10 protein-coding genes are annotated in these 14,862 nt (G+C 68.1%); 8 read left to right on the top strand and 2 right to left on the bottom strand.

The features are described from left to right. Window positions 1-18 precede the first annotated feature (18 nt). A complete protein-coding gene (locus tag ALI144C_RS22310) occupies window positions 19-1,752 on the top strand; it encodes a pyruvate dehydrogenase (RefSeq protein ID WP_076989052.1) in 1,734 nt (577 codons plus the stop codon). A gap of 182 nt (window positions 1,753-1,934) precedes the next feature. On the opposite strand, the gene ALI144C_RS22305 is transcribed toward ALI144C_RS22310, so the two are convergent. Continuing rightward, on the bottom strand, window positions 1,935-3,806 hold the full coding sequence (locus ALI144C_RS22305) for a hypothetical protein (protein WP_202819021.1): 1,872 nt from the start codon (window positions 3,804-3,806) through the stop codon (window positions 1,935-1,937). Window positions 3,807-3,985: 179 nt separating this feature from the next. On the opposite strand from ALI144C_RS22305, the gene ALI144C_RS22300 reads away from it, so the two are divergent. The 3 genes from ALI144C_RS22300 to ALI144C_RS22290 all read left to right on the top strand — a co-directional run bounded on the left by ALI144C_RS22300 (window position 3,986) and on the right by ALI144C_RS22290 (window position 7,927). Continuing rightward, a complete protein-coding gene (locus ALI144C_RS22300) occupies window positions 3,986-4,930 on the top strand; it encodes a hypothetical protein (RefSeq protein WP_076989051.1) in 945 nt (314 codons plus the stop codon). A gap of 138 nt (window positions 4,931-5,068) precedes the next feature. Further along, window positions 5,069-6,835 (top strand): PKD domain-containing protein, encoded by a 1,767-nt coding sequence (locus ALI144C_RS22295; protein ID WP_076989050.1) that lies wholly within the window; start codon window positions 5,069-5,071, stop codon window positions 6,833-6,835. Between the two features lie 9 nt (window positions 6,836-6,844). After that, a complete protein-coding gene (locus tag ALI144C_RS22290) occupies window positions 6,845-7,927 on the top strand; it encodes a trypsin-like serine protease (protein ID WP_076989049.1) in 1,083 nt (360 codons plus the stop codon). A gap of 114 nt (window positions 7,928-8,041) precedes the next feature. Here the strand turns inward: ALI144C_RS22290 and ALI144C_RS22285 are convergent, their stop codons facing one another. Further along, on the bottom strand, window positions 8,042-9,658 hold the full coding sequence (locus tag ALI144C_RS22285; RefSeq protein ID WP_076989048.1) for an ABC-F family ATP-binding cassette domain-containing protein: 1,617 nt from the start codon (window positions 9,656-9,658) through the stop codon (window positions 8,042-8,044). Window positions 9,659-9,890: 232 nt separating this feature from the next. Between ALI144C_RS22285 and ALI144C_RS58460 the strand changes: the two genes are divergently transcribed. From ALI144C_RS58460 to ALI144C_RS22265, 4 genes are all read left to right on the top strand, one after another. After that, the gene (locus ALI144C_RS58460) at window positions 9,891-10,019 is read left to right on the top strand and encodes a hypothetical protein (RefSeq protein ID WP_269086694.1); all 129 of its coding nucleotides are present in this window, start codon (window positions 9,891-9,893) and stop codon (window positions 10,017-10,019) included. A 67-nt stretch (window positions 10,020-10,086) separates the two neighbouring features. Further along, window positions 10,087-11,745: a serine/threonine-protein kinase gene (locus tag ALI144C_RS22275; RefSeq protein WP_143230781.1), complete on the top strand. Its 1,659-nt coding sequence runs from the start codon at window positions 10,087-10,089 to the stop codon at window positions 11,743-11,745. 56 nt (window positions 11,746-11,801) lie between these two features. Continuing rightward, window positions 11,802-13,904, top strand: a complete 2,103-nt coding sequence (locus ALI144C_RS22270; RefSeq protein ID WP_076989046.1) for a fibronectin type III domain-containing protein — start codon at window positions 11,802-11,804, stop codon at window positions 13,902-13,904. 5 nt (window positions 13,905-13,909) lie between these two features. Next, window positions 13,910-14,860: an AAA family ATPase gene (locus ALI144C_RS22265; protein WP_076989045.1), complete on the top strand. Its 951-nt coding sequence runs from the start codon at window positions 13,910-13,912 to the stop codon at window positions 14,858-14,860. Window positions 14,861-14,862 lie beyond the last annotated feature (2 nt).

Here is a 14,862-nt window from a genome sequence, read left to right as displayed (position 1 = left end):
CAGGAAGGGGCACCACTCATGGCCACTGTGGCTGATCAGCTCGTCCGGACGCTGCGTGACGCGGGCGTCGAACGGGTCTACGGCATCGTCGGGGACAGTCTCAACACGATCGTGGACGCGATCCGCAAGACCGACGGCATCGAATGGGTGCACGTGCGTCACGAGGAGGCCGCAGCGTTCGCGGCTGCCTCCGAGGCCCAGGTGACCGGGAAGCTGGCGGTCTGCGCGGGCAGTTGCGGACCGGGCAACCTGCACCTGATCAACGGGCTGTACGACGCGCACCGATCCGGTGCGCCGGTGCTGGCGATCGCGTCGCACATCCCGTCGGTGCAGATCGGTACCGGCTTCTTCCAGGAGACGCATCCCACGCAGCTGTTCACCGAGTGCAGCCACTTCAACGAGCTGATCACCGAGCCCGAGCAGATGGCGCGGCTGCTGCCGATCGCGATGCGGACCGCACTCGGCAAAGGCGGTGTCTCGGTGCTGACGATTCCGGGCGACGTGGCGCAACTCAAGACGTCCGGGGCGGCGTCGCTGTCCGTGCCGCTGATGACTGCCTCGCCCGTTGTGCCGCCGCAGGACCAGGTCGCCGAGCTGGCCGAGCTGCTGAACTCCGACGAGAAGGTGATGCTGTTCGCCGGGGCGGGTGTACGCGGTGCGCACGCGGAGGTGATGGCCCTCGCCGACCGGCTGGCCGCGCCGGTCGGGCATTCGCTGGGCGGCAAGGAATGGATCCAGTACGACAACCCGTTCGACGTCGGGATGAGCGGCCTGCTCGGCTACGGCGCCTGCTACGACGCGATGCACGAAGCAGACCGAGTGGTGTTGCTGGGCACGGACTTCCCGTATGCCAACTTCCTGCCGCAGGCCCGCACGGTCCAGGTCGACATCGACCAGGCAAGGCTGGGCCGCCGGACACCACTGGACCTCGCCGTGCACGGTGACGTCAAGCTGACGATCGACGCGCTGCTGCCGTTGCTCAGGGAACGCGCCGACCGTTCGTTCCTGGACAGGATGCTGCGGGAACACGTACGCAAACTGGAGAAGGTGGTCGGCGCGTACACCGAACGCATCGACAAGCACCGCCCGATCCACCCCGAGTTCGTCGCCGCCGTACTCGACGACGTGGCCGACCAGGACACGGTGTTCACAGTGGACACAGGGATGTGCAACGTGTGGGCCGCCCGGTACCTCACGCCCAACGGCCGCAGGCGTGTGCTCGGCTCGTTCCGCCACGGCAGCATGGCCAACGCCCTGCCACACGCCATCGGTGCCCAACTCGCGCACCCCGGACGCCAGGTCGTGTCCCTGTCCGGTGACGGCGGCCTCGGCATGCTGATGGGTGAGTTGCTGACCGTCGCGGCGGCGAACATCCCGGTGAAAGTGGTGCTGTTCAACAACTCCACGCTCGGCATGGTGAAGCTGGAGATGCTCGTCGACGGGCTGCCGTCGTTCGGCACCGACCACCCCACGGTCGACTACGCGGCGATCGCCGCGTCCTGCGGAATCCACGCCACCCGAGTAGAGGACCCAGCGACGCTGCGGGACGCGTTGACCAAGGCCTTCGCCCACCCCGGCCCAGCACTGGTCGACGTGGTCACCGACCCGAACGCACTGTCCATCCCACCCCACATCACCGGCGAGATGGTCAGAGGCTTCGCCATCGGAGCAACGAAGACCGTGTTGCAGGGCGGCGTCGGCAGAATGATCGAACTGGCAAGGACGAACCTGCGCAACATCCCCAGGCCATGAACACTCGCCAGCGCAGAGCAACCCGCAACGGTTCGCAAGCACGCGCCGTGCAGGCGGCTCGCGCACCAGCGCGCAAGCCGCACAACTCATCATCTGTACTGACCGATGCACATTGATCATGACCATGCTCGACCGATGACGGTGTCCCGCCACCATCCACCGTGGCGGGACACCGTCGTGGGTCACGGGTACTGCTTGATGTAGACCGGCTGGCCGATCTTCGTCGTGTCGGCCGCATCTCCGACCCCGTTGACCACGTGGTCGATCACCCCGGCGCTGAGGTTCACGGTCATGATGTGGTGCAGCTTCACGCCGGGGGCTCGCGGCACCTCGAACCCGTTCTCGGTGTGGATTTGCGGGTTGTTCTGGTTGAACACGTAGACGCCCGCGCCGTGCAGCGTGTGGTTGCGGACCTTCGGGCCGACCTTGTACCCCGCGTAGCCCTCGACGTCGCCGTTCATCCAGTCGGCCTGCGTCGGCGGGTCGTACGGCAGCTCGTTCTGGTACAGGATCGTCGTGCCGTTCTCGCCGTTCCACGTGGTGTTGTACCGCTGGAAGTGTTCGACGAACAGACCCGTCGCGGTCACGTTGTCCCCGTTGACGACAACGCCCTGGCGCCCGGTGTTGGTGTTCCAGCGTTGGGTGTCGTCGAGGCCCTCGATGCCGTGGTCGGCGCGCCATACCCAGGTGTGGTCGATCAGCACGTTGTCGCTGTTGACCTCCAATGCCGTGTCCGCCTTGCCGATGTGGGGCCCGCCGACCCGGAAGTACACATCGGACAGCGTGGTCGGGTTGCGCGGCGTGCTCCAACTCCAGCCGCGTTGCCTGCCCACGCGCAGCAGCACGGGCGATTCCTGCGGGCCCGCGTCGATCGTGACGCCAGCGACGACGACACCGGGGACGTCCCCGATCTCCAGCGGCACCGCGCCGCGTGCTGCCGTGAGGGTCGCGTGGCCGATGCCGAGGACCACCGTGTTCGGCCAGCGGACCTCGATGCTGCGGGCGATGTCGTACACGCCCGGCGTGAGCAGCAGGTTCTTGCCCAAGGCGAGGTGCGCGTTGATGGTCTGCGCCGAATCACCGGGCTTGGCCACGTAGAAGTCGCTGAGCGGGATCGTGCGACCGGGCGTCATGCCGTTGGCCCAAGAGATGCCACGCGTGTTCTGCTGGGCGGACGGCACGCGGACGTGGTACTTGCCCTTGGCGTCGACGAACAGGTACGGCTTCTCCCGGCTGACCGGGGTGTTGGCCAGCGTCGTGTACGGCGGCGCCGGGAAGGCCGAGTCGTCGGGCGCGCCGACCACACCGGAGAAGACCTGGTTCCACACGCCGTTGGACCAGCTCGCCACCTCGCTGTTGCGGGTCAGCCACTGCTGCTGCGACCCGTTCGTGGTGGCGGGCAACCGCGAGTCGGCGATGAACCCGCCGCTGGCGTACTGCGGGCCCTCGGTGCAGTAGTCCATCAACGACAGGCCGCCGCCGGTGATGTCGAGCCTGCGCAACGACACCGCCTGGGACACCGCCCAGAAGTTGGCCGACGAGCGGCAGCCGTCCTGCCCCTTGGCGTTGACGGTCAACGACAGGTTGGACAGCGTGCGCCAGAAGTTGACCAGCGCGAGGCAGTTCGGGCCCGCGTTGTTCAGACAGCGGTTGTACACCTCGATCTTGCCGTTGATCACCACGTCGGTCGGTGCCGCGCCGAGCCCGGAGACCTCGGTGTAGTACCCGACCTTGATCTGCAGCGGCTTGTCCGCCGTGCCGTAGGTCCCCGGTTTGAACAGGAACGCGTACCGCTGGGTGCCCATCTCGTTGTCGACCTGTTTGGCGTGCGTCGCGTCCAGCGTGGCCTGGATCCGCTCGACCGGCATGCCCGGGTCGAAGACGGTGACGTTCGGGCCGAGGTCGGGGGCGCCGCCGTGTCGTTCGCTCATCGGATCCGCTACTGCCGTGCTGCTCGCGGTGGTGACGAGGGCGAGGCCGAGCGCGAGCGCCCCGCCCCATCCGGATAACTGCGTGAAAGCGCTCCCACGCGCCTGGTGCTGCTCGATCGTCATCGACCTGCCTGTTCTCCAGAGACCGGAGGGATCGGGGGTATTTCTACCTCGTGGATCGGTTCAGCGCCATGGTCCGGCCGGTCTGGGAAACACTCACGAGCTTCGGCCGTTGCCTGTTATCCAAGTTAACTGGTAAACGCGAACAAGACGGATCGGGCAGAGTCGCCTAGGAGGTTCGTATGTCGACGAACGCGACGCCGGACCAAGCACTGCGCGCGCAACTGCGGCAGGCCCTGCGGCACGGCCCGTTCCCGGCCGCGTTGCACCTCGCCATCGAGGCGAGCGGACTGACACTCGACCAGATCCAGGTACGGCTGGCCGAACAAGGAGCCAGGGTCAGCGTGCCGACCTTGAGCTACTGGCGCCGTGGCCGCAGCAGGCCGGAACGCCCCGGGTCCCTCCGGGCGGTGCGCTGCCTGGAGCAGATGCTCGACCTGCCGGCGGACTCGCTCGTGGCACTGCTCGGACCGGCCCGCCCACGAGGCCGGTGGATCGGCCATGTCACCGGCAGCACCGACCTGGGCAAGCTGTTCGAGTCGGGCCGCGCGGTCGAGATGCTGACCGAGGTGGGTGTGCCGCCTCGCGGCGCGCTGACCCGGATCAGCACACAGGTCACCGTGACGATCGACGAGCACCGCCGGACCAGCAGCATTCACCTGCGGGAACTGGTGGTCGCCAACGTGGACCGGCTGTCGCGGTGCGGCGTCATCCACATCACCCAGGAGGACCCGGCCAACCCGCCGACGCTGGCTGGCGTGCGGTTCTGCCGCGCCGGGCGAGTCCGGATGGACGACGCCGAGGGCGTCACGGCGGCCGAGTTGATCCTCGACCGGGTGCTCGACGCCGGGGAACGCGCGCTCGTCGAGTACGAGTGGCAGTTCAGCCCGGGCGTGCGGATGCTCAACTACGAGTACCGGTTCCAGCAGCCGATCCGGGAGTTCGTGCTGCAGACCAGGTTCGAGCCCGGCGTGATCCCGGCGCAGTGCCACCGGTACGCGCGGCAGGACGTGAGCGGCGCGGAAGAGGACCTCACCGAGCTGTGGATCGGCAGTTCGAACACCGCGCTCGTCGCCGAGTCGGACGTGCCGTCCGGCATCGTCGGCATGCGCTGGCAGTGGACCTGACAGCGGGACCTGAGCTGGGCTTTCAACCGGGTTAACAGTATTGCGGTGAAGATCCCGCCCGCACGCCTAACAACTATGGTCAGTGCGCGTTTCCGATCTTTATCTTCCGTGCGGTCATCTCCCTGCATCGGAGGAACTATGGGAACGTGGAAACGGCGCTTTCTGGCGTCGGTACTCGCCGCCACGGCGAGCCTCGTGCTCGGAACAGTGAACACGGCGGTCGCACAACCCGAGGGCGCGATCGTCGACAAGACCAGCAACCCGGTGGCGGGCACCTTCCTGGTGACGTACAAGCCCGACACCACCGCGAGGGCATCGAGCCAGCAAGCCGCGCAGAGCCTGACCGAACGATTCGGCGGCACCGTCGACGCCGTGCTGAGCAAGACCATGTCCGGCTTCGTCGTGACGGGCCTGTCGGGCAAACAGGCCCGCCGGATGGCCGCCGACCCCAGGGTCGCCGAGGTCCGGCAGTCGGGCACCGCCCGGATCGGGACATCGTCGCTCGGTCCCGGCGGAACGCAGAAGGACCCGCAGAACTGGGGTATCGACCGGATCGACCAGCGCGACCGGCCGCTCGACCGGTCGTACACGTACCCCAACGACGGCGCCGGGGTCACCGCGTACATCGTGGACACCGGGATCAACTACACGCACAACGAGTTCGGCGGCCGGGCCAAGGCGGGCGTCGACTTCATCAACGCGAACGACGGCGGCAAGGACTGCAACGGCCACGGCAGTCACGTCGCGGGCATCGTCGGCGGCTCGACCCGCGGCGTGGCCAAGAAGGCCGACCTCGTCTCGGTCCGGATCCTCAAGTGCGACGGATACGGCCAGGACACCGACGTGAACAAGGCCGCGGAGTGGATCGCGCAGAACGCGAAGAAGCCCGCTGTGGTCAACATGAGCATCTACACCGACGACCCCGACGTGGCCGTCTCGGCGATCCGCGGCTCGATCAACTCGGGCGTCCAGTGGGCGCTGATCAACGGCAACAACGGCGGCAACGTCTGCAGCTACGGTCCCGGCGGCCAGATGACCGAGGGCGTCACGACAGGCAGCACGACCAGCGGCGACGGCAAGCGCTCCGACTCCAACTACGGCACCTGCATGGACGTCTGGGCGCCCGGCGACAGCATCAACTCCGCCTGGATCAACGGGAACAGCTCGTACAACACCATCGGTGGCACCTCGATGGCCGCGCCGCACGTGGCTGGTGCGATGGCGTTGCGGCTGCACGACGCGCCCAGCAGCACACCCGCCGAGCTCGAGAAGTGGGTCGTGGACAACGCGAGCCAGGGCAAGCTGTCCGGGATCGGCAGCTCCCCCAACAAGTTGCTGTACATCCCGAACACCGGCACCCCGCCGGACGGTCCGGTCGCGCGGTTCACCGCGTCGTGCCCGTCGAACGGTCTGAAGTGCTCCTTCGACGGATCAACCTCCTCCGGGACGATCTCGTCGTACAAGTGGGCCTTCGGTGACAACACCGCGGACGGCGACGGCAAGACCGTCGACCACACGTACGGCACGAAGGGCACGTACACCGTCAAGCTCACGGTCACCGACAACACCGGCAAGTCCAACACCGCCGAGCAGCAGGTGAACGTGGGCGGCAGCGGCGGCGGGCAACCCCCGACGGCGAGCTTCACCGTGAACTGCCAGTCCTCGGCGAACTGCGCCTTCGACGGCACCGGATCCCGTGACCCCGACGGCCAGATCGCCAGCCACGCGTGGGACTTCGGCGACGGGACGACCGGCAACGGCGCCACGACACGCCACACCTACCCCGCCAAGAGCGCGACGTACACCGCAAAGCTGACCGTGACCGACAACTCGGGCAACTCGGCGACCTCGCAGCGTTCCGTCCAGTGCTGGGGCTTCGGTTCCGGCCAGGCCTTCTGCTTCTAAGGACAAGCCATGAAAATCATGAAGGCACTGGTTGCCTCGCTCGTGGGACTGGCGTGTGCCGCGAGCCCGGCGGTCGCCGCCGAACAACCGGGTGTGCGGGTCATCAACGGCCAGCAGACCACGGTGTCGGAGTACCCGTTCATCATCGCCCAGATGCGCACCGGTGGCGTCCGCCCGGCCGAGCAGTCCTGCACCGGCTCGGTCGTCGGCAAGCGCGCGGTGATCATCGCCGCGCACTGCAAGTTCGGCCAGGGCGAGCCGAAGTACCTGGTGTACGGCCGCGACGACCTCGTGGACACCAGCAAGGGCACGCGGATCGAGATCCAGGAGTTCCGCGTGCACCCGAAGTTCACCCACGCCGACGCTTGGCGTGAGGGCTACGACGTGGCGATCATCTTCACCAAGACCGACATCCCCACACCCGCGGGGATGTCCTACCCGAAGATCGCCAACTCGAGCGACAAGCTGTCCATCGGCACCGCGGGAACCGCGGTCGGCTACGGCAAGACCGACAAGGACGACGCACGCAAGAACAGCAAGCTCTGGAAGACGACGCTGCCGGTCGTCGACGACTCGAACTGCCGCAACATCGCCGGGCAGTTCAACGCCACGTACATGTTCTGCGACGGCTACGGCGACGGCCGGACCGGACTGTGCCAGGGCGACAGCGGCGGACCGTACCTTGTGGACGGAAAGATCTACGGCGTCTTCTCGTGGCTGCGCACCGACTGCGCGTCGTACAACGCGCACGCCAAGCTCTGGGGCGTGCTGGGTGACTGGGCGAACGAGCAGCTGGGCGACACCGGCCCGCCGCCCAGCGGCCCGGGTTCCTCGTTCACCGCCTCCTGCCAGTCCAGCCTCACCTGTGCCTTCGACGGGTCGGGCTCGACCGGGACGATCTCGTCGTACTCGTGGGACTTCGGCGACGGGACCACGGGCAACGGCGCTCGGGTGAACCACACGTACCCGAGCAGGAGCGCCACCTACCAGGCGAAGCTGACCGTCACCGACGGCAGCGGGCGCTCGGCCACATCCCAGCGCGACATCCGGTGCTGGGGCTTCGGCGGCAGTCAGGGTTTCTGCTTCAGCTGACCGCCGGGGGAGTGCCGGGGGAAAGGCCTAAGCAGGGGTGTTCCCTCCCCTGGCACTTCCTTGTGAGTGGTTAGCGGGGTTCCAACCCCGCTGACCACTCACGACAACCACCTGTCAGTAGTCCGCCGCGGGTGGGCCGGTTTCGGTGAGTTCGCCGTCGGCCAGGCGCAGCCACCGCCGCACCCCGATGTCGGCGAGGAACCGGTCATCGTGGCTGACGACGATGAAGGCACCCCGGTACGCGTTCATCGCACTGGTCAACTGGTCCACGCTGACCAGGTCCAGGTTGTTGGTCGGTTCGTCGAGCAGGAGCAACTGCGGGGCGGGCTCGGTGCACAGCACGCACAGCAGCGTGGCCCGCAGGCGTTCACCGCCGGACAGGACACCGACCGGGAGGTTGGCCCGCTCGCCGCGGAACAGGAAACGCGCGAGCAGGTGCATCATCTCCGACTGCGGCAGGTGCGGCGCGGCCGACCGCAGGTTGTCCATGGTGGATCGTTCGAGGTCGAGCAGGTCGAGTTTCTGCGACAGGAACGCGACCCGCCCTTCGGCGCGTGTCATCAGCCCGCTGTCCGGCGTGAGCAGACCGGCGACGAGCCGCAGCAACGTGGATTTGCCGACACCGTTCGCGCCGAGCAACGCGATCCGTTCCGGTCCACGCACCGACAGGTCCACGCCCTCGCCCGCGAACAGCGAACGGACCTGCATCCGTTGCCCGTGGAACACCGTCCGGCCGGCGGGGACGTCGGTGTCCGGCAGGGACAGCGCGATGGTCTGGTCCTCGCGCAGCGCCCGGTCGACCTCGTCCACTTTGGCCTTCGCGGCGTCGAGGCGCTGCGCGTGCATGGTGTCGGCTTTCCCGGCGCTTTCCTGGGCCCGCCGCTGCAGTCCGCCCTTGACGATCCGGGGGATGTCGGTGTTCGTCCGCGCGCCGGTCGCCGCCCGGCGCGCCGAGCGTTCCCTGGCCTGCTGAAGTTCCCGCTTCTCCCGTTTCAGATCCTGCTCGGCGCTGCGCAGGTTCTTCTCCGCGACTTCCCGCGCGGCCTGCTTCGCGGCCTCGTAGTCGCTGAAGTTGCCGCCGTGGAACCGGATCTCGCCGTGGCTGAGCTCGGCGATGCGTTCCATCCGGTCGAGCAGGACGCGGTCGTGGCTGACCAGCAGCAGGCAGCCCTTCCACTCGCCGAGCACGTCGTGCAGCCGCCGCCGCGCGTCCCGGTCCAGGTTGTTCGTCGGCTCGTCGAGCAGCAGCACGTCCGGCTGCTTGAGCAGTTGCGCGGCCAGGCCGAGGGACACGATCTGCCCGCCGGACAACGTGCCGACCGTGCGGTCGAGCGCGACATCGGGCAGCCCCAGCCTGCTGAGCTCGACGCGGGCGCGTTCCTCGATGTCCCAGTCGTTGCCGATGGTGGTGAAGTGCTCTTCGTCGGCGTCGCCGGACTCGATCGCCCGCAGGGCGCGCACGACGGGCGCGATCTCCAGCACTTCGGCCACGGTCGGCTCACCGGCGAGCGGCAGCGTCTGCGGCAGGTAGCCGACCACGCCTTCGGTGGTCACGGAGCCGCTGAGCGGCTCGTACACACCGGCGATGAGCTTCAGCAGCGTGCTCTTGCCCGCGCCGTTGGGCGCGACGAGCCCGGTGCGGCCGGTGCCGATGCTGAAGGTGAGGTCGTCGAACACCGGGGTGTCGTCCGGCCAGGAAAAGGACAAAGCGGAACAAACTATCTTGGACACCGAGGAACTCCCAGATGAGGTGAACGTGCGCGGGACATGACGAACCGCGGTGTCGCCACTGGCGCACCGCTGGTCAGACCGGGCTCACCCGGAGACGTCGTCCTCGGCAACGAGCATCGGAAGCTCGACTCCTCTCACCTGATCATCGACTGTAACAGCCGCGGGTAACCTGGGCAGGAACCTGCACTGGGTCTCGCACGAGACGACCGGGCAGCTGGGGACCGCGCTGGGCATGTCGGACGACGAGATGGCGGAACGCGCGCAGGCCCGTGACGTGGTCGAGTTGCGGGGAGCCTCGCACGCGGTGGCGGTCTCCCGGCCGGGCGAGGTCGCCGATCTCATCGCCAGGGCAGCTCGTTGACCGTCGGTCAAGAGTCACCTCTCGTGTTCACGCGGACGTGCTCCGGCACGGTCGGTACATTGCCAACGTGACACAGGGCGAGGGGAGGGTCGTCGCCAAGCGGTATCGCCTGGTGGCGGCCATCGGCCGCGGCGGAATGGGCGTCGTGTGGCGCGCACACGACGAATTCCTGCACCGGGATGTGGCGATCAAGGAACTGCGGCTCAACGAGTCGGCTGATCCCAGCGAGTCGGAGCCCGCGGCGCGCCGCGTGTTGCGGGAGGCGAGAGCCGCGGCCCAGCTCAGGCATCCCGGGATCGTCACTGTGCACGACGTCGTCACCGACGACGGCCTGCCGTGGATCGTGATGGAGCTGATCGAGGGACGGTCGCTGGCCGACATCCTCGACCACGACGGTCCCTTGCCTGTCGAGGAGGTGGCTCACATCGGGATGCAGGTCCTGCGTGCGCTGGACGCGGCGCACCAACGGGGAATCCTGCACCGGGATGTCAAGCCGGGCAACATAATGCTCGACGGCGACCGCGTCGTGCTGACGGATTTCGGCATCGCGTTGATCGACGGCGCGTCCGCGCTGACCGGAACGGGGCAGATGCCCGGTTCGCCGGAGTACATCGCGCCGGAACGCATCGACGGCCAGGAAGCGACGACGGCCGCGGACATGTGGTCGGTCGGGGTGACGTTGTACGGCGCTGTGGTCGGCCGTTCCCCGTTCAAGCGCAAGGACATCCAGAGCACACTGGCCGCGGCGGCGTCCCGTGACCCGGATCCGGACAAGCGGATCGGCCGGTTGTGGCCGGTCATCCAGGGCCTGCTGCGCAAACCACCGGCCGAGCGGATGACAGCGGTCGCCGCCATCGACCGGCTCAGCACGATCGCGGCGACACTCACGCCGCGGAGTGGAACACCACAGGGCGGAACGCCACGGGTCGTCGCCCCGCCCGACGAAGTGACCTGGATCGACAACGCGGCCAGCCAGGTCACGGACGTGCACGCGACCGCCCCGAACACCCGGACGGCCCCGCCGCCGTTGATGCCGTTGCACGCGCCCGCCACGCCCGGGGACGTCACGCTCGATCCCGTGCCTGTCCGGCCTCGTACCAGGAAAAACGGGTTGTTGCTGGGGCTCGGCGCGGCGTTCGTGGTGGCTGTCGTGGTCGTCGTGATCACCCTCGCCATGCAGTCACCACCCCAAGGCCAACAACAGTCACCGCAAGGTCCCGCTACGGCCGAGCCGAGCCCGGTCCCCGAACTGCAACTGCACAAGGAGAAACTGGGCTTCGAGATCCAGGTGCCGAAGACGTGGACGCGGTCGGAGTCCCAGCCGGGCGCGCAGAGCGACGTCATCTGGAACAACGAGCGGCTCGATCCCGGCAGCGGCGCGATGCAGGTGCAGGTCCGCCGGGACGACGCCAAAGCACGAACGCCTCTGGTGCAGTACCTGTCAGTGCTCAACGCGAACAACGCCAACAGCAGGGACAACCTCGGCTACACGCGTATCGCGCTGGAGGACAACGGCAAGACAGCGGATCTCGAGTACGCGTACACCACCGCCTCCGGCGGTACCGTGATCCACGCGTTGACCAGGGCGTTCAGTGACGACAGCGGTAGGCTCTACCTCCTGACCGTGACGCTGTACGCGGGCAGCGCCAAGGCCGAGCAGGACGGCTGGCGAACGACACGACCTGTCCGCGACGCCGTCCTCGGCAGCTTTCGCATCACGTCCTGACCTGCTGAAACCCGTGTTCGGGACCCCTCCCGGGCCGGACGGGTAGCTTGCCGCGCGTGTTGAAGCGGAGTCGGCCGTTCGCGTTGATCGCCATCCTGGCCGCGGGCGTGCTCGTCGCCGCGCTGACGGGCGCGGCCAGGCCGCTGCCCGCGGGGCAGTTCGCGTTGAGCGGGCACTGGGTGTTCAACTCGCTTCTGCAGATGGCGCTGCACATCGACGGCGCGACAACGAACATCGACGCGCACGCCAACGTCAACGGCGCGCCGGGCAGTCAGGTCGTGCAGAGCGACACCCACGGCTACGTGGTCGGCACGGGCACCATCACCCAGTTCGACAAGGCGACACTGGAGGTGCGGGGCAGCATCAGCCCGCCCGCCGAGGAGCGCCCGGAGGCCATCGAGGGCGTCGGTGGCCCGTACCTGGCGTACCGGAACTCGGGCATGGTCATGCGGATGGGCGACCCGCCGACGGTCATCAAAACCGGTGGCGCGTTCGGCACGCCGATCCTGACCAAGGACGGCACGCTGTGGCTGCACCGCAGGGAAGTCGGCCAGATCTGCACGGTGAACAAGAACTCGCCGGTGGTCGACGGCTGTCCGGTCAGCGTCCCGCCTGGCCACGACGGCGCTCTGACCATTGTGGACGACCGGCCGGAGTTCGTCGACACGTTCACCAGCACGCTGCACACCATCGACAACGGAAAGCTCGGCGACGGCGTGCCGCTCGGGGTGTCGGTGCCGCCGACCGCCCGGCCCGCGACACAGGACGTGGGCGGCCGCGTGGCGATCCTCGACCCGCAGCGGCAGACCCTGTTGCTGGCCGACACCAAGAGCCCGCCTGCCCCACCCATCACGGTCGCGTTGCCGCCAGGTGACTACGACGGTCCGATGTCGACCGGGGACGTGGTCGTGCTGGTGGACCGGCAAAGCGGCAACGTGCTGACGTTCGCGCCGGACGGCCGGGCCAAGGACACCAAGCCGATCAAGCAGAAGACCGGCCAGCCGAGGCTCAGCCAGGGCGAGGACAACCGCGTCTACGTCGAGGACGCCGACGGCACACAGGTGATCGTCGTCGCCAAGGACGGCAACGTGCAGGACGTGTCCACGGCCGAACGCCCCACCCAGACACAGCCACCCGTGCCCGCCCCGAACACCGGCGGACCGCCGGACGGCCGTGTCGCGGCGCCGCCGCCGTCGTCGTCGCAGCCACCGAGGCAACCCACCGGGCAGCCGGACAAGCCACAGCAGCCGGTGGCGCCGCCACCCGCCGTCCCCCCAGGCCGTCCGGGCGCGCCTCCCTCGGTTTCGGGCACCGCGGGGAACAACTCGGTGGCCGTGAAGTGGGGCGCGGCTGCGAACAACCGTGCGGAAATCACGTCCTACCAGGTTTCCTGGCGCGCCAGTACAGGCCAGACAGGCTCGTTGACGCTGGGCGGGGGCGCGCGCCAGACGACCGTGAACGGTCTGACCAACGGGGTCAGCTACGTCTTCACGGTCACCGCGATCAACCAGATGGGCGCCGGGCCAGGGTCGGCGTCCGCCGCGATCACACCGGTCGCGCCAGTCTCCCCGGCGGGGCCGCCGCTCAACCTGCAGGCCAGTTACGACAAGGACGACCGCCCGACCAGAGACGTGACGTTGAGCTGGGGACAACCCCAGCTCAACGGCGGAACGCTCGTGCACTACCTCGTCACCGGTACAGGGCAGGCTCAGCGCACGGTGACCGGCACGCAGACGACGTACCCACAGCTTCAGGCGAGCACGAGATACACGTTCACCGTGCGCGCGGTGACCAAGACCCCTGGCGGGAACACGGTCAACGGCCAGGCCCAGACGGTCGTCGTGCAGGACAGCCAGCCTCCCGCGGTGAACCCCAAGATCACGATCTCGAAGGGCGGGCGGTCCTCCACCAGCAACTGCAAGCCCCCCAACTGTTTCTGGGTGCCCACGACGTTGACCGGGTTCGCGCCGAACAAGCGGTACCGGCTGACCCTGAGTTCGAGCAGCAACCCGACGGTCAACAACGACGAGTTCGCCACGACGGACGCGCAGGGCAAGGTCACGTACCCGGAGCTCAACTACGACGTACCCGGCCAGGAGATCTGGGTCTGGGTGCAGGGACCCAACGGCCGGGTCGAATCGAACCACATCGTCTGGTAGAAGGGATGACAGTGTCGGCAGGCGAGGTCTACCAAAGGATCGCGGACAACGTGCAACGCGTCCTGCGCGGCAAGCCGCAGGTCGTGCGGCTTGCAGTCGCCGCGTTGCTCAGCGAAGGGCACCTGCTCATCGAGGATGTTCCCGGCCTCGGCAAGACCACCCTCGCGCGCTGTCTCTCGCGCAGCATCAGCGGCCGGTGGAGCAGGATCCAGTTCACGCCGGACCTGTTGCCCGGCGACATCACCGGTGTGCAGGTGTACCACCAGAACGACGAGAAGTTCGCGTTCCATCCCGGCGGGGTGTTCGCCAACGTCGTACTGGCCGACGAGATCAACCGCGGCACACCGAAGACCCAGTCCGCGCTGCTCGAGGTGATGGCCGAGCGGCGGGTCACCGTCGACTCGGTCAGCCACGAGGTGCCGCGGCCGTTCCTGGTGATCGCCACCCAGAACCCGATCGAGATGGCGGGCACGTACCGGTTGCCCGAGGCGCAGCTCGACCGGTTCCTGATGCGGCTGCGGATCGGCTACCCGGACCTGAAGTCCGAGGTCATGGTGATCATGAGCGACTGCGCCGGTGTCGACCCGGACGAACTGCCCGCCGTGGTCGACATCCCGACGCTGCAGTCCGCCGTCGCCGAGGTGCGTGGCGCGCGGGTGCACACCGCTGTCGTCGAGTACGCCGCGACGATCGCGGCACAAACCCGTCGGCACGGGGATTTGCGTTACGGCGCAAGCCCGCGGGGAAGCATCGCGCTCGTGCGTGCCGCACAGGCCGTCGCGGCGACCTACGGGCGCGGGTACGTCACCGTGGACGACATCAAGGAAGTCGCGCATCCCGTGCTCGACCACCGGCTGATCCTCACGCCGGACGCGGAGTTGCGGCAGCGCCGGGCCGAGGACATCGTCTCCGAACTGCTCAACGAGATCCCCGTTCCGGCCATGACAGGGGCTTGATC

Origin of the sequence: Actinosynnema sp. ALI-1.44, assembly GCF_001984155.1 — a bacterium.
GTDB lineage: Bacteria > Actinomycetota > Actinomycetes > Mycobacteriales > Pseudonocardiaceae > Kibdelosporangium.
The sequence above is the reverse complement of the archived record's forward strand: the minus strand, read 5'-3'. Positions and strand labels throughout refer to the sequence as shown.